The sequence below is a fragment of the Streptomyces megasporus genome, assembly GCF_000718985.1.
GTDB classification, from domain to species: Bacteria; Actinomycetota; Actinomycetes; order Streptomycetales; family Streptomycetaceae; genus Streptomyces; species Streptomyces megasporus.
Genome location: NZ_JODL01000031.1, coordinates 36,021 through 52,596 on the forward strand (window position 1 = coordinate 36,021; position 16,576 = coordinate 52,596).

14 protein-coding genes and 1 pseudogene are annotated in these 16,576 nt (G+C 73.6%); 8 read left to right on the forward strand and 7 right to left on the reverse strand.

What is annotated here, in order from left to right; all coding sequences use genetic code 11:
• Positions 1-97: 97 nt before the first annotated feature.
• From IF47_RS0122760 to IF47_RS0122780, 5 genes and pseudogenes are all read right to left on the reverse strand, one after another.
• Positions 98-1,585 carry a DEAD/DEAH box helicase gene (locus IF47_RS0122760; RefSeq protein WP_031510806.1) on the reverse strand — a complete coding sequence of 496 codons (1,488 nt, stop codon included), beginning with the start codon at positions 1,583-1,585 and terminating at the stop codon, positions 98-100.
• Positions 1,586-1,840: 255 nt separating this feature from the next.
• Positions 1,841-1,948, reverse strand: a pseudogene (locus IF47_RS30330) (cold-shock protein); the annotation flags it as partial.
• Between the two features lie 262 nt (positions 1,949-2,210).
• Positions 2,211-3,458: a glucarate dehydratase family protein gene (locus IF47_RS0122770; RefSeq protein WP_031510808.1), complete on the reverse strand. Its 1,248-nt coding sequence runs from the start codon at positions 3,456-3,458 to the stop codon at positions 2,211-2,213.
• 402 nt (positions 3,459-3,860) lie between these two features.
• On the reverse strand, positions 3,861-5,066 hold the full coding sequence (locus IF47_RS0122775; RefSeq protein ID WP_245641199.1) for a S1 family peptidase: 1,206 nt from the start codon (positions 5,064-5,066) through the stop codon (positions 3,861-3,863).
• A gap of 296 nt (positions 5,067-5,362) precedes the next feature.
• Complete coding sequence (locus tag IF47_RS0122780; protein ID WP_031510812.1) at positions 5,363-6,139, reverse strand: IclR family transcriptional regulator; 777 nt, start codon at positions 6,137-6,139, stop codon at positions 5,363-5,365.
• A 71-nt stretch (positions 6,140-6,210) separates the two neighbouring features.
• Here IF47_RS0122780 and IF47_RS0122785 point away from each other — a divergent pair, with 71 nt between their 5' ends.
• The 6 genes from IF47_RS0122785 (at position 6,211) to IF47_RS0122810 (ending at position 12,034) form a co-directional block, all read left to right on the forward strand.
• Positions 6,211-7,380, forward strand: coding sequence for a cupin domain-containing protein (locus IF47_RS0122785; RefSeq protein WP_031510813.1), 1,170 nt, complete (start codon positions 6,211-6,213; stop codon positions 7,378-7,380).
• Positions 7,377-8,216 carry a fumarylacetoacetate hydrolase family protein gene (locus IF47_RS0122790; RefSeq protein WP_031510814.1) on the forward strand — a complete coding sequence of 280 codons (840 nt, stop codon included), beginning with the start codon at positions 7,377-7,379 and terminating at the stop codon, positions 8,214-8,216. Before IF47_RS0122785 ends, IF47_RS0122790 begins: the two co-directional genes overlap by 4 nt.
• Positions 8,216-8,944 (forward strand): maleylpyruvate isomerase family mycothiol-dependent enzyme, encoded by a 729-nt coding sequence (locus IF47_RS0122795; RefSeq protein ID WP_031510816.1) that lies wholly within the window; start codon positions 8,216-8,218, stop codon positions 8,942-8,944. Before IF47_RS0122790 ends, IF47_RS0122795 begins: the two co-directional genes overlap by 1 nt.
• A gap of 54 nt (positions 8,945-8,998) precedes the next feature.
• A complete protein-coding gene (locus tag IF47_RS0122800; protein WP_211257251.1) occupies positions 8,999-10,369 on the forward strand; it encodes an FAD-dependent oxidoreductase in 1,371 nt (456 codons plus the stop codon).
• A 106-nt stretch (positions 10,370-10,475) separates the two neighbouring features.
• Positions 10,476-11,090 carry a TetR/AcrR family transcriptional regulator gene (locus IF47_RS0122805; protein WP_245641200.1) on the forward strand — a complete coding sequence of 205 codons (615 nt, stop codon included), beginning with the start codon at positions 10,476-10,478 and terminating at the stop codon, positions 11,088-11,090.
• Positions 11,091-11,167: 77 nt separating this feature from the next.
• The gene (locus IF47_RS0122810) at positions 11,168-12,034 is read left to right on the forward strand and encodes an alpha/beta fold hydrolase (RefSeq protein ID WP_031510820.1); all 867 of its coding nucleotides are present in this window, start codon (positions 11,168-11,170) and stop codon (positions 12,032-12,034) included.
• A 9-nt stretch (positions 12,035-12,043) separates the two neighbouring features.
• On the opposite strand, the gene IF47_RS0122815 is transcribed toward IF47_RS0122810, so the two are convergent.
• Positions 12,044-13,753: a bifunctional 3'-5' exonuclease/DNA polymerase gene (locus IF47_RS0122815; protein WP_078592049.1), complete on the reverse strand. Its 1,710-nt coding sequence runs from the start codon at positions 13,751-13,753 to the stop codon at positions 12,044-12,046.
• 292 nt (positions 13,754-14,045) lie between these two features.
• On the opposite strand from IF47_RS0122815, the gene IF47_RS0122820 reads away from it, so the two are divergent.
• Positions 14,046-15,218 (forward strand): acyl-CoA dehydrogenase family protein, encoded by a 1,173-nt coding sequence (locus IF47_RS0122820; protein ID WP_031510822.1) that lies wholly within the window; start codon positions 14,046-14,048, stop codon positions 15,216-15,218.
• Between the two features lie 228 nt (positions 15,219-15,446).
• Here the strand turns inward: IF47_RS0122820 and IF47_RS0122825 are convergent, their stop codons facing one another.
• Entirely contained in the window at positions 15,447-15,848 is a 402-nt protein-coding gene (locus IF47_RS0122825; protein ID WP_031510824.1) for a hypothetical protein, read from the reverse strand.
• Between the two features lie 209 nt (positions 15,849-16,057).
• On the opposite strand from IF47_RS0122825, the gene IF47_RS0122830 reads away from it, so the two are divergent.
• Positions 16,058-16,498 carry an Lrp/AsnC family transcriptional regulator gene (locus IF47_RS0122830; RefSeq protein ID WP_031510826.1) on the forward strand — a complete coding sequence of 147 codons (441 nt, stop codon included), beginning with the start codon at positions 16,058-16,060 and terminating at the stop codon, positions 16,496-16,498.
• The last annotated feature ends 78 nt before the right edge of the window (positions 16,499-16,576 follow it).

Genomic DNA, 16,576 nt, shown 5'->3' on the forward strand with positions numbered 1-16,576 from the left:
GGAGTACCCGTGCGGGCCGGATGGCATGCACGGGTCCGGACATGTGCCCACGTCGGAGGGAGACGGCAGGGCGCGGGGGCGGAAGGGGGGGGCGGGGTCAGGAGGCGCCGCGTGACGTCCCGGCCGGGTTCCGGCCCCGCCCGCCTCCCGCCGCCCGGCCGGAAGAGGAGGCGGAGGCCGTCCGCCGTCCCCGCCGGCCGCGACGCCCGGCGCGGGAATCGGCGGAGGCGTCGCGCCGGGGCCGCTCGCCGGACGGTTCGGCGAGGGTGACGGGGAAGCCGGAAGGGGCCTTCGCGCCGGTGATGCGGGCGAGTTCCGGGTCGCCGGGACGGACGGCGGTGACGCGCGGCGACACCCCGGCGGCGGTCACCATGCGGTCGACGTCACGGCGCTGCTCGGGCAGGACGAGGGTGACGACGCTGCCGGACTCGCCGGCGCGCGCCGTCCGGCCGCCGCGGTGGAGGTAGTCCTTGTGGTCGGCGGGCGGGTCCACGTTGACGACCAGGTCGAGGCCGGTGACGTGGATGCCCCGGGCGGCGACGTTGGTGGCCACCAGGACCGTGGCGTGTCCGGCCCGGAACCGCTCCAGCGTGCGGTTGCGGTGGTTCTGGGACTTCCCGCCGTGCAGGGCGACGGCCCGCACGCCCTCGGCCAGCAGGCGTCGGACCAGGCGGTCGACGGCGCGCTTGGTGTGCACGAACATGATCACGCGGCCGTCGCGGGCGGCGATGCGCACGGTGGTCGCCTGCTTGTCCTCGACGCTCACCCTCAGGATGTGGTGCTCCATCGTGGTGACGGCACCCGCCGGGGGATCCACCGAGTGGACCACCGGGGCGGACAGGAAGCGCCGGACCAGCCGGTCCACGTCACGGTCCAGGGTGGCGGAGAACAGCATCCGCTGACCGTCGGCGCGCACCTGCCTCAGCAGCTCCGTCACCTGCGGGAGGAAGCCCATGTCGGCCATCTGGTCGGCCTCGTCCAGCACGGTGGTCCGCACCTGGTCCAGCCGGCAGTGGCCGCGTTCGACCAGGTCCCTGAGGCGTCCGGGGGTCGCCACGACCACCTCGGCCCCGCGGCCCAGGACGGCGGCCTGACGGGTGATCGACAGGCCGCCCACGACCGTGGCCGTCCGCAGCCGCACGGCCTGGGCGTACGGGGCGAGGGCGTCGGTGACCTGCTGGGCCAGCTCCCGGGTGGGCACCAGGACCAGGGCCAGGGGACGGCGGGGTTCGGCACGCCGACCGGCGGTGCGGGCGAGCAGGGCCAGCCCGAAGGCGAGGGTCTTGCCCGAACCGGTGCGTCCCCGGCCCAGGACGTCGCGGCCGGCCAGCGAGTCGGGCAGGGTGGCCGCCTGGATCGGGAACGGCTCGGTGACGCCCTGCCGGCCGAGTTCCTCGAGCAGGGGGGCGGGCATGTCCAGTTCGGCGAACGAGGAGACCGGAGGGAGGCCGGGAGCGCCGGTGGCCGGGGCGCTCCCCGAGGGCACGTTCTTCGACGGGGTGTTCGGGCGACCCTGGGGCGGGACGGAGGCGCGGCGCGGCCGTCGACGGGTGGGGCGGGTGGTGGAGCGGGTGGCGGATGTCATGCGGGAAGACCCTTCCTCGGGGTGGCACGCGCCGAGGAAGACCCCGCGGGCACGGCCGGACGGACCGGCCGGGCCGGGCGGGGAATCGAGGGAACGAGCCGGTGAGAAGGCACGGTTTCGGCCATCGGGGTGCGGTGGGGAACCGTGCGGTCGGCATCGGGCCGGGCCGTGACGGCCGCGGCGGTGAAACGCGGACCGGGGCCCGCACCCTGTGGTGCGGGCCCCGGTCCGTGTGCCGTGTGGGCGTGTCGGGCGTCAGGCGGGGACGATGTTCTCCGCCTGCGGGCCCTTCTGGCCCTGGGTGACGTCGAAGGTCACCTTCTGGCCCTCGTGGAGCTCACGGAAGCCCTTGGCCATGCTGTTCTCCTCTACGTACGGGGCAGTGCGGGAAATCCGCACCTCGCGGATTTCCGTGTCGCCGCATTGAGACCCCGCCGGAAGAGCCGGAAAACAAAAGACGCCCGAAGGTCACAACCATCAGGCGCACACAGAGTTCATGGGTACCAAAACTGCAACTGGTGAAACCGTAACACATCCCTGTCCCGGTGGGGGCCCGGAACCGGTCCCCCACCGGTGACCCGGGTCACCACCGGGGCATCACCGCCGAGGCAACACCGCCGGGGTCTCACCACCGGGGGATCGTGGGGTCGTAGTCGGGGTCGAGGCGGCATCGGTAACCGGTGTCGTCGCGTCGCTCGCGGCCCGACTCCAGGTACGTCCGGTGCCGCTCGGCCAGCGCCTCCCGGTCCAGTTCGACGCCCAACCCCGGCCCATCGGGCACCGGGACGCCGCCCTCGACGAAGCGCAGCGCGCCGGGGACGACGACGTCGTCCGCGTGGTTCCAGGGGTAGTGGGTGTCGCAGGCATGGGTGAGGTTCGGGGTGGCGGCCGCGACGTGGGTCATGGCGGCCAAGCTGATGCCCAGGTGGGAGTTGGAGTGCATGGACATCCCCAGCCCGAACGCCTCGCAGACCGCGCCGAGTTCGCGGGTGCGGCGCAGTCCGCCCCAGTAGTGGTGGTCGGAGAGGATCACCCGCACCGATCCGCGTTCCACGGCGGGGCGGATCGTCTCGAAGGAGACCACGCACATGTTGGTGGCCAGCGGCATGCTCGCGACCGCGGCGACGGACGCCATGCCGTCGAAGCCGGGGGTGGGGTCCTCCAGGTACTCCAGGACGCCCTCCAGCTCCCGCGCCACGTACCGCGAGGTCTCCGGTGTCCAGGCGTGGTTGGGGTCGATCCGCAGCGGCAGGCCGGGGAACGCCTCGGCCAGGGCGCGGACGGCGGCGATCTCCTCGTCGGGCGGGAAGACGCCGCCCTTGAGCTTGAGGGACCGGAAGCCGTGGGAGTCCACCATCCGCCGGGCCTGGGCGACGATGCCGGCGGGGTCCAGGGCCTCGCCCCACTCGTCGGGGATCGGGCCGTGGCCGTTCCGCGCCGGGTGCTCGGCCCATTTGTAGAACAGGTAGGCGCTGTAGGGCACGGCGTCGCGGACGGCCCCGCCCAGCAGGTCGCACACCGGACGCCCGGTGATCTTCCCCTGGGCGTCCAGACAGGCGACCTCGATCGCGGAGAAGACCCCGGCCCGCGCGGTGGTGGGCACCGGCCCGTCGGGTCCGCCGAGCGCGGCGTCCACGGCCTGTCCGATGGCGGTGGTGGCGAAGACGTCCATGCCCAGGACGGCCTCGCGGGCCACCGCCAGCCGCTCCAGGTGTTCCTTGTCGCCGGGGCTCTCGCCGAGGCCGATCACGCCGTCGTCGGTCACCAGTTCCAGTACGCACCGCAGCGCCAGCGGCTCGTGCACGCCGGTGGAATTGAGCAGGGGCGGGTCCCGGAAGGCGATCGGGGTGACGATCAGGTCGCGTATCTTCATGCGGCCACCGTCCGTGGTCCGTGGTCCACCGGTTCCTCCGATCGGTCAAGGTGTGCGGGGTCGGGTCGGGCGGTGGCCACGCTTCGGCGGCAACTCCGCACGCACCCTTCGTTCATATACCTGAATGCCTTTCATTTTCATGAACTTGCGGGAACCCTAGGAGTGGTCGCGTGGGGCGTCAAGGCCGCGGGGGAGGAGCGTCTCCGGCGCTATCGCCAAAGCCACGAAGGAGCGGGCACGTTCACGGATGTGACGCGGTACGAGCGTTCCCTGGGGTGTCTTCCCGAGGTTCTTTTGTTCCCGCGACGGTGGCGTTCCGGGGCGAGTTCACGGCGACGGGGCCGCCCGGCGTCGGCCGGGCGGCCCCGTCGTGCGCACCCCCGTGCGCGGGAGGAGGAGTCGTCAGGCGGTGTGCAGCGTCAGTCCGTACACCGACAGGATCTCGTTGACCGGCTGGAACCAGGTCTCGCCGCCGCTGGAGCAGTTGCCCCAGCCGCCCGAGGTCACGCCCTGGGCCTGGTCGCCGCTGATGAACGAGCCGCCGGAGTCGCCGGGTTCGGCGCAGACGCTGGTCTTGGTCATCTGGTGGACGGCGCCCTGGCTGTAGTTGACCGTCTCGTTCTTGGCCAGTACCTGGCCGCAGTGCCATTGGGTGGTGGAGCCGGAGCGGCAGATCGAGGCGCCGACCGGGGCCTCGGCGGAGCCGCGCACCAGCACGTCGGACGTCCTGCCCCAGCCCAGCACCACCGGCACCGTCCACCAGCCGTGGCCGGTGCTCACGAAGGCGTAGTCGTTGCCGGGGAAGGAGGAGCCCCGGAACTGTCCCATCTGGGAGCCGTCCCAGCCGCGCACCGAGTCGCCGGTCCGGCCGCAGTGCCCGGCGGTGACGAAGCCGCCGTGGACGGAGAAGCCTATGGAGCAGCGGGCGTTGCCGGTGTAGTAGGGGTCGCCGCCGACGACGCCCGCGGCGAAGGTGCGCGGCGCCTCGCCGGTGCTCTCGCGCACCGTCACGGGGCCGGCCTCGCGCGCGTCGTCGAGGAAGGAACGGACGGCGGCGTCGCGCCGGGCGCCCTGGACGAGGTTGACCACCACGGTGTTGGAGCGGGGGTCGACGTGCCAACTGCCGACCCCGGCCGGGGCGGCCTTCTTCTCGGCCCGGGCGTCGAGCCGGTCCTTGGCGGCGTCCAGCTCCTCGGCGCTGTGCTCGACGATCCGGGGCGTCGCGCCCGCGGCCCGCACGGCCTCGGCCTTCTTCTCACTGGTCACGCCGACGACCAGCTTCCCGGCGCGGGCGTCGAACCAGGCTCCGCCGAAGGCGGCGCCGGCCGCCTTCTCGGCCTTGGGCGCCACCTCGGCGGCCGTCGCCTCCTGCCGCAGGCGCTCCCGCGCCTGGCGCTCGCTCAGGCCCAGGTCGCGTTCCATGGCATTCACCAGGGACTTCGAGGGGGCCGCGGAGTCGGGGGCGGGGGCGGGGGCCGCCACGGCCGAGGAGAGGCCGGTTCCCGCGGCCGTCAGGGTGCCCAGCACGAGCAGTGCGGACAGGGTCGCGCGCACGCCGGTTCCGCGTCGCTTGAGGGGTCGCTTGAGGGGGCGCATGGGGGATCGCATGGGGGCTCCTTACTGTCGCTCGGTGTGGGGGCCGAGGTGGGGTCGAACAGCGGAGAGACACCGAGAGACGCCAGGAGACGCAGGGAGAAACTGAGAGCGCTCTCAGGTCTGGTCCAAGGAGACTGTAGAGGGGCTCCTCGGGCATGTCCATACCAATGAGGGGCCGCCCCGTTCCGCCCGACGCCCGCGGGGACCACCCTTCGGCGGCGGTGTCGACCGGCTCCCCGGAGGTCCGGGGCCGCCTCGTACGACACCGTCCCGGACGGCGCCGTCCCGGACGAGCCGGGCCGGCCGGATCAGGGCGCCGCGGCCAGGTCCGCCTCCAGCGCGCGGGCCGCGGCGTTGAGGGTCGTGACCAGCAGGCGGAGCCGCCGCGGGTCGTAGCGCACGCTGGGCAGGGACACCGACAGGCCCGCCTGCGCGGCGCCGTCCCGGTCGCGCACCGGCACCCCGACGGCGACGAGCCCGCGCTCGGAGCGCTCCTGGTTCACACAGAATCCGCTGCGGCCGACGCGCGCGAGTTCGGCGCGCAGCTCCGCCGGGTCCGGACGGTCTCCGGGGCGGTCGCGGTAGCGCTCGGGGGCGTAGACCTCCTCCAGTTCGGCCTCGGTGAGCTCGGCGAGGAGCAGCAGGCCGGCGGTCGTGCGGTGGGCGGGGAAGACCATCCCCTCCCGGGAGCCGACCCGCAGCACCCGGGCGCATTCGACGCTGGCGATGAACCGGGCCGTGTCGCCCGTGCGGATGGTCAGGTTCGCCGTCTCGTCCAGGCGGTCGACCAGTCTGCGCAGGTGGGGCAGGGCGGCGGCCCGCAGCCGGGAGACCTGCGACTGCGAGTGCGCGGCCAGTTCCAGGACGGGGCCCGCCCGGTAGACGCGGTCCTCGTCCTGCACGGCGAAGTCCCGGTAGACGAGCATCGCCAGCAGTCGGTGCGCGGTGGACCGGGCCACCCCCAGCCGCTCGGCGATCTGCGAGACCGTGGCGCCGCCCTCCATCTGCAGGATGGTCGCCGCCCGCAGCGCGTGGTCGACGCTGGCGATGGGGTAGGGCGGTGGTGTCTTGAGCGGCTTGTCCATGGGGGCGCCTCCGAATTCTGCTCTCCAGAATCTACATGTCTTGTATGCGAACTCGGCGCACGCTGAGCGCTGTGATCGATTCCACTTTCACCACCGACACCGCCGCGGGTTCCCCCGTCCGGCTGCGGGCCGTCTCCGCCGAGGACCAGCCCGAGGTCACCCCGGCGCTCGAGGAGCTGTACCGGGGCTTCGAGCAGGAGTTGCTCGTGCCGCTGTGGACCGAGATCGGCGACCTGATGCTGGCTTACCCGCGCTCGCGGGCCGTGCCGCACCTGTGGCGCTGGGAGCGGCTGAGGGAGCTGGCGTCCCGGGCGGGCGACCTGGTGCCCGTGGGCCGCGGCGGCGAGCGCCGCGCCATCGCCCTGGCCAATCCCTCGCTGGGCGGCCGGCCGTTCGCGACGCCGACGCTGTGGGCGGCCATCCAGTACCTCATGCCCGGGGAGGACGCCCCGGAGCACCGGCACACCCAGCACGCGTTCCGGTTCGTCGTCGAGGGCGAGGGCGTGTGGACGGTCGTCGACGGCGACCCGGTGGCGATGCGGCGCGGCGACTTCCTCCCGCAGGCCGGGTGGAACTGGCACGCCCACCACAACGCCACCTCCGAGCCGATGGCCTGGATCGACGGCCTCGACATCCCGTTCCAGTACGTCACCGAGAGCCAGTTCTTCGAGTTCGGCCGCGACGAGATCGGCGACGCCGAGCGGATCACCCCCGACCGTTCGCGCGCCGAGCGCCTGTGGGGCCACCCGGGACTGCGTCCGGTCTCCGCCGGCGTCACCGGCCCCGGCTCGCCCCTGCCGGCGTACCGCTGGGAGCACACCGACCGGGCCCTCGCCGACCAACTCGCCATCGAGGCGGAGGGCTTCGGCGGCACCGTCGAGCCCGGCCACGCCGCCGTCCGGTTCACCGACCCGGCGACCGGCGCCGACGTGCTGCCCACCATCCGCGCCGAGATGCACCGCGTCGTGCGCGGCGCCGAGACCGCGCCGGTGCGCGAGACCGGCTCGTCGGTCTACCAGGTCTTCGACGGCTCCGGCACCGTCACCGTCGGTGACGCCTCCTGGTCCGTGACCCGCGGCGACCTGTTCGTCGTCCCGTCCTGGCAGCCGCTCTCCATCCGCTCCGAGGCCGGCTCCACCGACTCCGACTCCGGCGCGCTGGACCTGTTCCGCTTCAGCGACTCCCCGGTCTTCGAGGCCCTCCGGCTCGACCGCACCCATGTGGAAGGAAACACCCGATGAAGCTCGCGACCATCCGGACCGACGGCACGACGCGGGCCGTGCGGCTCGACGGCGACGTCCTGGTCGACCTGGGCGCCTTTGACCTGGGCGCCCTGTTGGCGCGGGACGACTGGGCCGAGCGCGCCGCCGCCGACGGCTCGACGACGTACCCCGTGGCGGGCGCCGAGTTCGCGCCCGTGGTCCCGCGGCCGTCGAAGGTGGTCTGCGTCGGCCTGAACTACCGCAACCACATCCAGGAGATGGGCCGGGACCTGCCCGAGCACCCCACCCTGTTCGCCAAGTTCGCCGACTCCCTCGTCGGCGCCGGGGACGACATCGTCCGGCCGGACGAGACCGACGCGTTCGACTGGGAGGTCGAACTCGCGGTGGTCGTCGGCAAGCGCGTGCGCCGCGCCCGGGGCGAGGAGGCCGAGCGGGCGATCGCCGGGTTCACCGTCCTGAACGACATCACCTGCCGCGACTGGCAGTTCCGCACCCGCGAGTGGTTGCAGGGCAAGATGTGGGACTCCAGCACCCCCGTCGGCCCGTACCTGGTCACCCCCGACGAGCTGCCGGGCGGCGTCCGCCCCGCCCTCGACGTCCGCCTCACCGTCGACGGCGAGGTCATGCAGTCCGACACCACCGGCGACCTGCTCTTCGACCCGGTCGCGCTGGTGGAGTACGTCTCGACGATCACCCGTCTCAACCCCGGCGACATCATCGCCACCGGCACCCCCGGCGGTGTCGGCCACGCCCGCAAACCGGCCCGCTACCTGCTGGGCGGCGAGACGGTCGTCACCGAGATCGACGGCATCGGCCGGCTGGAGAACCGGGTCGTCAAGGAGAAGTCCGCCTGATGTCCCGCACGTTCGACGACGCCCGCCGCTGGGCGAGGCTCGGCACCGAGCTGATGCTCGAGGCCGCCGCCGGCCTCGACGACGACGGCTACGCCGCGCCCAGCGCCCTGCCCGGCTGGAGCCGGGCACACGTGGCGGCGCACGTCGCCGCCAACGCCGAGGCGCTGTCCAACCTGGTGCACTGGGCCGCCACCGGCGAGCCGACGCCGATGTACGCCTCGCCCGAGGAGCGCGCCGCCGGCATCGAACGGGGCCGTGCCCTGCTGGCCGGTGAGCTGACCGAGTGGCTGCGCGGCTCGGCGGACGCGCTGGAGAAGGGGATGGCCGCGCTCGGCGAGGAGCAGTGGCGCACGCGGGTCGTCACCGCCCAGGGCCGGACCGTGCCGGCCACCGAGGTGCCGTGGCTGCGCTCGCGCGAAGTGTGCGTCCACGCGGTCGACCTGGGAACGGGGGTGTCCTTCGCCGACCTGCCGGCCGACTTCCTCGCCGCGCTCTGCGACGACGTCGTCGGCAAGCGCTCCAGCGCGCCCGGCCCGGCCCTGCTCCTGGAGGCGACGGACACCGGTCCCGACAGCGGGACCGCCACCCGCTGGGAGCTGCCGGGCCAGGGCGAACCGGTCCGGCTCACCGGCCCCCTGCACGACCTCACGGCCTACCTCACCGGGCGGGACAACGGCCTCACCGCCGCCGACGGCACGCCCGCGCCGACCCTGGCGGCCTGGCTCTGACGCCGACTCCGACGCCGCCCGGCGGCGTCCCGCGAAACGACTGAGGAAAAGACGATGAACCCCAAGACACCCGCCACCGGTGGCCGACCCGACGTGATCGTCGTCGGAGGAGGCATCGGGGGCCTCGGCACCGCGTTCGCCCTCGCCCGCGAGGGACTGCGCGTGCGCGTCCTCGAACAGGCCCCGGCGTTCGGCGAGGTGGGCGCCGGCCTGCAGATCGCGCCCAACTGCACTCGAATCCTCGACGAGTACGGCCTGTTGGAGGAAGCCAAGAGCCTCGGCGTGCTTCCGGAGAACATGGTCATGCGCGACGCGCTCGACGCCCGCGAGCTGACCCGGCTGGACCTGCGCGACCTGGAGCGGCGCTACGGCTTTCCCTACATGGTCATCCACCGCAGCGACCTCCACGGGATCTTCCTGCGGGCCTGCGAACGCGCCGGTGTGGAGCTGCTGACCGATCGGACGGTCGTCGGCTACGAGCACACCGCCGACGGGGCCCGGGTCCGCCTGGAGGACGGCAGCGTCCACGAGGCGCCGCTGGTCGTCGCCGCCGACGGGCTGCACTCGCCAGCCCGCCGCCAGTTGGTGGGCGACGACGTGGTCAGCTCCGACTACGTCGCCTACCGGGCGGCCGTCCCGATCGAGCGGGTGCGGGACAACGGCATCGCGGAGCGGGACGTCACCGTCTACGTCGGCCCCCGCTGCCACTTCGTCCAGTACGCGCTGCGCGGCGGCGAGATGTTCAACCAGGTGGCGGTGTTCGAGTCGCCGAAGGCGCTGGCCGGGCAGGAGGACTGGGGCACGCCCGACGAACTGGACGCGGCCTTCGAGCAGACCTGCGACACCGTGCGCAAGGGCATCCCGCTGATGTGGCGGGACCGCTGGTGGCGCATGTTCGACCGGGAACCGATCGAGACGTGGGTGTACGGACGCATCGCCCTGCTCGGCGACGCCGCGCACCCGCCGCTGCAGTACATGGCCCAGGGCGCGATCATGGCGATCGAGGACGGGTGGGTGCTCGCCAAGCACATCGCCCGGCGGTCCACCGGGAACGGCGGCCGGCCGGACTGGGACGCCGCGCTGGCGTCGTACGAGGCGGTCCGCGTCGAGCACTGCCGACGGGTGCTGACCACGGCGCGCGCCTGGGGCGAACTGTGGCACCTGGACGGGACCGAGCGGTTGCGGCGCAACGCGATCATGCGGGCGCGGGACGTCCACGACTACTCCTTCACCGACTGGATCTACGGCCCCACCGCGCTGACCCCGGACGAGGAACCCGAGATGTTCACCCCGATCCCCCTGGCCTCGGCCCGGATCGAGGAGATCGAGGAGATCGAGGAGATCGAGGAGGACGGGAGGATGGCGGACGAGCCGGCGCGGGCACCGGGGGAAGCGGTGCCGGTGGCGGGGGGCGGCCCGGCGTGAGCGACGTCCGGCCGGTCGCTCGGGGCGTTGCCCTATGATGCAGCCGTGGCCGGTCGCCAACCGGAGAGCTCCATGTGGCGCACATGCCGGCAAGGCCAGGGAGGCGATGGACGTGGCGGGCCTGCGGGCGGCGCAGAAGGAGATGACCCGGAAAATCCTTCTCTCGGCGGCGATGGACCTGTTCCAGACCAAGGGCTACGCCGCGACGACGATCAACGACATCGCCGCCGCCGCCAAGACCACACGTGTCACCTTCTACGCCTACTTCCCCTCCCGCAGCGACCTCGTGCGCGCCCTCATCGGGGAGCTCAACGAGATTCTCGGGCGCAGCGCCTCGTCCCGCCACGGTTCCACCGCGAGTCAGCTTGTCGCCGCCGTCCGGGAGGGCACACGCGAGTCGATCCGGAACTGGCTGCGTGAACGCTCCGAGCAGTGGGACGACATCCGGCCGTACATGAACGTCGCCATCGAGGCGTCCACGGTCGACCCGGACCTGCGCGGCCTGGTCGAGGACTGGTTCGAGGAGGTCATCGCCGACATCGAGCAGGGCCTGGAGGAGGCGGACCGCTTCGACCCGAAGACCCGGCACACCCGCGCGGTCCTGGCCTTCGCCCAACTGCACCAGGCGGGCGGGCACTGGCGCCAGGGCCGCTGGCAGGTCGACCGCGACACCCTGCTCCAGATCCTCACCGACAGTTGGCTGAACCTCCTGTCGGAGTGAGGCGCACGACCGTGCCGTGAGCGGGTTGGCCGCCCGCTCCCGGGGAACGCGGGGGCCAACCGGCCCGAGGAGCGGACGTGTTCGACGGTTTCACGCTGGAACACATCGACACCGAAGAGGCGACCCTGCGCGTACGCCACGGCGGCTCGGGACCGCCCGTCCTGCTGCTCCACGGCCATCCGCGCACCCACGCCACCTGGCACCGCGTCGCGCCCCTGCTCGCGGACGACCACACCGTCGTCTGCCCCGACCTGCGCGGCTACGGGCGGTCCTCCACGCCGCCCACCACCGACGACCACGCGCCGTACTCCAAACGCGCCATGGCGCGCGACTGTCCGGCCCTGATGCGGCACCTGGGGCACGACCGGTTCGCCGTCTTCGGCCACGACCGCGGCTCCTACGTCGCCTACCGGCTCGCCCTGGACGCGCCCGGGGCCGGGGGCCGCTGCGCGGTCGGCGACTGCGTCCCCATCGGCGAGCACCTGGCCCGCTGCGACGAACGGTTCGCCCGCGCCTGGTACCACTGGTTCTTCTTCGCCGTCCCCGACATGCCCGAGCGCGCGATCCTCGCCGACCCCGCCGCCTGGTACGGCGGCTCGAAGGAGACGATGGGCGCCGAGGCGTGGGAGGACTACCAGCGGGCCATCCACGACCCTGCCACCGTCCGCGCCATGCTGGAGGACTACCGGGCCGGTCTGTCCGTGGACCGGTACCACGACGAGGCCGACCGGGCCGCGGGGCGCCGCATCACCTGCCCGACGCTGGTGCTGTGGTCCGAGAAGGACGACCTGGGCGACCTCTACCCGGACATCCCCGGCATCTGGCGCGCCTGGGCGGACGACGTCGTCTGCGGCACGATCGACAGCGGCCACCACATGGCCGAGGAGGCCCCCGAACAACTCGCCGGCGCGCTGCGCGCGTTCCTCGCCCCGGAGCGGGGCTGAGCGCTCGCCTCACTTCGCGTCCGCGTAGCACTCCACCACGGCCGTGGTGAACGGGAAGCGCACCGGCGTCTCGCCGAAGGCGGTGCGCCCCGCGAGGTCGCCCGCCGCGCGGACCGCCCGGACCACCGCCTCCGCCTCCTCGGCGGGGCAGTGCACGATCACCTCGTCGTGCTGGAAGAACACCAGTTCCGCCCGGAGGCCGGCCAGGGACCGACGCAGCGCCGCCAGCACCAGCAACATCCAGTCCGCCCCGCTGCCCTGCACCACGAAGTTGCGGGTGAAACGACCTCGGGCGCGGGCGCGGGCCCCGGACGCGCCGCCGTTCCCACCCTCTTCCTCCGGCACGGACCCGCCGTCCGCCGCGTCGTCGCCGTCCCGCCCCGACGCGGCCGCGGGCGGGCAGGTGCGCCCCAGCCAGGTGCGCACCAGGCGGCCCTCCTCGCCGGCCCGCGCCGCCTCGTCCACGTACGCCACCGCCGCCGGGAAGCGGCGCCGCAGATCCGCCAGGTGCCGCAGGCCGTCGCCCGAGGTCTGCCCGTACACCGCGCCCAGCAGCGCGAGTTTGGCGCGGTCCCGGTCGCCGCCGAAGGCCCGGTCCGACAGCGTCGAGTACAAGTCCCGGTCGCTGCCGGCCACGTCCATCAGACCCCGGTCGCGGGAGATCGCGGCCAGCACCCTGGGCTCCATCTGGGCGGCGTCGGCGACCACCAGCCGCCACCCCGGATCGGCCACCACCGCCCGCCGCACCACCTTCGGGATCTGCAGCGCGCCCCCGCCGTTGGTGGTCCAGCGCCCCGAGACGGTGCCGCCGGGCACGTACTCGGGGTGGAAACGGCCGTCGCGCACCCAGGTGCGCAGCCAGGACCAGCCGTGCGCGGTGTGGAGTCGGTGGAGCGTCTTGTGGCGCAGCAACGGGGCCACGGCCGGATGGTCGATCCCGCGCAGCTCCCACGCCCGGGCGGACGACAGCCGGATCCCGGCCCCGGCGAACGCCCTGACGACGTCCGCGGGCACCTCCGGACGCACCCGCACCCCCGGCCCGAAGGCACGCGAGACCTCCTCGGCCAACTCCACCAGGCGTCGGGGCTCACCGCCGCCCGGATAGCGCTCGCCGAGCAGCTCGTCCAGCAGCCTCTGGTGCACGTCGGCCCGCCAGGGCACCCCCGCGCGGCCCATCTCCGCCGCCACCAGCGTCCCCGCCGACTCGGCGGCCAACAGCATCCGCATCCGCTCCGGATGCTCGGTCGCCTCCGTGCGCCTCACCTGATCGGCGTACACCTCCAGCAGTGCCCGGAGCGGGTCCGTCCCCGACGGCAGCGGCGCCGGGCCCGGCGCGAACAGCGAGGGCTGCCGATCGGCCGAGGGCAGCGGCGGGTCCTTCGGCACCGGCCGCCCGTGCAGCCGCGCCCACGCCGCGGCCAGCGACCGCGGTTCGCCCCACCGCCCCCGGTACCCCAGCAGCAGCGCCTCGGCCGCCTCGACGTCGTGGCAGCGCTCCACCCGCACCCCGGCGTCCAGCAGCCGCGGATACACCTCGGCCGTCGACCGCCACACCCAGCGCGTCACCTCCGGCCGCGCCGCCACGGCCCGTGCCACGTCCGGCTCGGTCACCACCGGCCCGGCCGCGTGCCCCCGTCCGTCCAACGGGCACAGCCGGGCCGTGCCCTCGGCGGTCACCGCCACCGCCCAGCGCACCGACCGACCCCGATCATCCCGCATGCCGTGAGTGTGCCGGCGGCCACCGACAATCGCCGACAGCCGCGGACGGTCGCCCGCGACCACCCGCCGCCATCCGCGGCCACCCGCGACTCGCCCGTCCGGCCGTCCGGGCGTGGGCCTTCCTCTCGTCGTGACGCCGTGCCGATGATCGGGCATACTCCAATCGCCACAACCGCTGGTCAGGAACTCTCGCGACCCGAGGGGGCCCACCGGTGGGGCACTCACACCCGGCGGCGCCGCCACACCCCGAGCGCCCGTCGCCGCAGCGCCCGACAGGGAGGAGAGCGTCGCGATGACCGAGTACGGTCCCCAGCCGGTGGAACGTCGACTGCCCACCGAGGAGGCCCGCGACCTCCTCACCCTGGTCCGCGAGCTGGCCGGACGCGAGATCAGGCCCACCACCGCCGAGGACGAGGACGCCGGACGCTTCCCCCGGGAGACCTTCGCCCTCCTGTCGGAGTCCGGGCTGCTCTCCCTCCCCTACGAGGAGGAGTTCGGCGGCGGGAACCAGCCCTACGAGGTGTACCTCCAGGTCCTGGAGGAGCTCGCCGCGGCTCGGCTCACGGTCGGTCTCGGCGTCAGCGTCCACACCCTCGCCTGTCACGCCCTGGCCCGCCACGGGACCAAGGAGCAGCGCGCCGAGCACCTCCCGGCCATGCTCACCGGGGGACTGCTGGGCGCGTACTGCCTCTCGGAGCCGGCGTCCGGCTCCGACGCGGCCTCGCTGCGCACCCGCGCGGTGCGGGACGGGGACGACTGGGTGATCGACGGCACCAAGGCGTGGATCACCCACGGCGGCGTCGCGGACTTCTACACCGTGCTGGCCCGCACCGGCGGCGAGGGCCCTCGGGGGATCACCGCGTTCCTCGTCCCCGGGGACGCCGAGGGGCTGAGCGCCGCCGCGCCCGAGCGCAAGATGGGCATGAACGGCTCGCCGACCGCCCAGGTCCACTTCGACGGGGTCCGCGTCCCCGACAACCGGCGGATCGGCGAGGAGGGCCAGGGCTTCGCGATAGCCCTGGACGCGCTCGACTCCGGCCGGCTGGGCATCGCCGCCTGCGCGATCGGGATCGCCCAGGCCGCCCTGGACGAGGCGCTGGCCTACACGGCCGGACGCGAGCAGTTCGGCCGCCCCGTCTCCGACTTCCAGGGCGTACGGTTCATGATCGCCGACATGGCCACCCGGATCGAGGCCGGACGCTCCCTGTACCTGGCCGCGGCCCGGTTGCGGGACGCCGGGGAGCCGTTCGCCCGTCAGGCGGCCATGGCCAAGCTGTTCTGCACGGACGCCGCGATGCGGATCACCACCGACGCGGTGCAGCTCCTGGGCGGGTACGGCTACACCCGCGACTACCCGGTCGAGCGTCTGATGCGGGAGGCCAAGGTCCTGCAGATCGTCGAGGGCACCAACCAGATCCAACGCATGGTGATCGCGCGTCACCTCGTGGGCCCCGAGAGCCGCTGACCGGGGGCGGCGGTCCGTGGCGAACCCCCGTCCGCCGGGGCGTCGCGGGCCGCCTTCCCGCGCGTCGGGCTCGCGAGTCGGGCCGGCCCGACTCCGCTTGTCCACCTGCTCGGTGACGGCGTGCCGGACGCCGGCCACGCGGAGACCGCCGGCGCGGTGGCGCGGGAGAGGCGGTGCGGGGAATCGGTGAGAGCGGACGAGCCCCCCGGGGGCCCGCCCGCGGCCGGGTCAGTGGCGGGCGTGCCGCCCGTGCGGAACGCGCATCGGGTGCGTGCCCGGGCCGCCGGCGTGGGAGAACGGCTGCGTCCGCCAGTCCAGCCCCTCGGGCAGCGTCAGCAGCGTCGCGGCGTCCCGTTCCCGCGTCTCGTGCGCGGAGCCCTCGGGCCGGGCGTCGTCCACGGAGCGCCCCGACCCGTGACAGACCGTCAATCCGAAGGGATTCCACGGAGTCGGGCACAACGCGTGTTCGGGAAGCGTCTCCTCGTCGGCGAGCAGCGCTATCGGCTGCGAGCAGTCCGGGCAGACCACCCGGAAGATCTCGTAAGTCTCGTACGCCTCGTACTCCTCGTCGCCCTCCTCGTGGAGTTCGATGTCCGAACGACCGGCGTGGAGTGTCTTCACAGTGCGCATGCAATCCCCCTCGGACGGGCCGCCGGAGGCGTCCGTATCCCTGGAAGCCCCGGCCACAGCAAGCATTTCCCTCCGTGACCGGCCCGTAACCGTCGCGCCTTGGCGTACACGGGGGCGCTTGTGTGTCGTTCGTCACACAAGCGCGCCGGAGGAGTGCGGCCGGCACGCCCGGTGTGCCCCGACGCGCCCGGCGCAGTAGGTTGCCTGTCGTGGAGGAGCTGGATCGTCGCATCGTGGAGTTGCTCGTCAAGGACGGGCGGATGAGCTACACCGACCTGGGCAAGGCCACCGGCCTGTCCACCTCGGCGGTGCACCAGCGCGTCCGGCGCCTGGAGCAGCGCGGTGTCATCCGCGGGTACACGGCCGTCATCGACCCCGAGGCCGTCGGACTGCCGATGACCGCGTTCATCTCGGTCAAACCCTTCGACCCCAGCGCGCCGGACGACATCGCCGACCGGCTCGCGGAGGTCCCCGAGATCGAGGCGTGCCACAGCGTCGCGGGCGACGAGAACTACATCCTCAAGGTCCGGGTCGCCTCGCCCATAGAGCTGGAGCACCTGCTGGCCCGCATCCGCTCGATCGCCGGGGTCTCCACCCGCACCACCGTGGTGCTCTCCACCCCCTACGAGGCCCGGCCGCCCCGGATGTGAGGAATCCGGGGGGAGGAATCCGGGGCGGCTCGACCACCCCCGGACCGTCCCGCGCGGTCGGGACGGGGGAGACTGGCG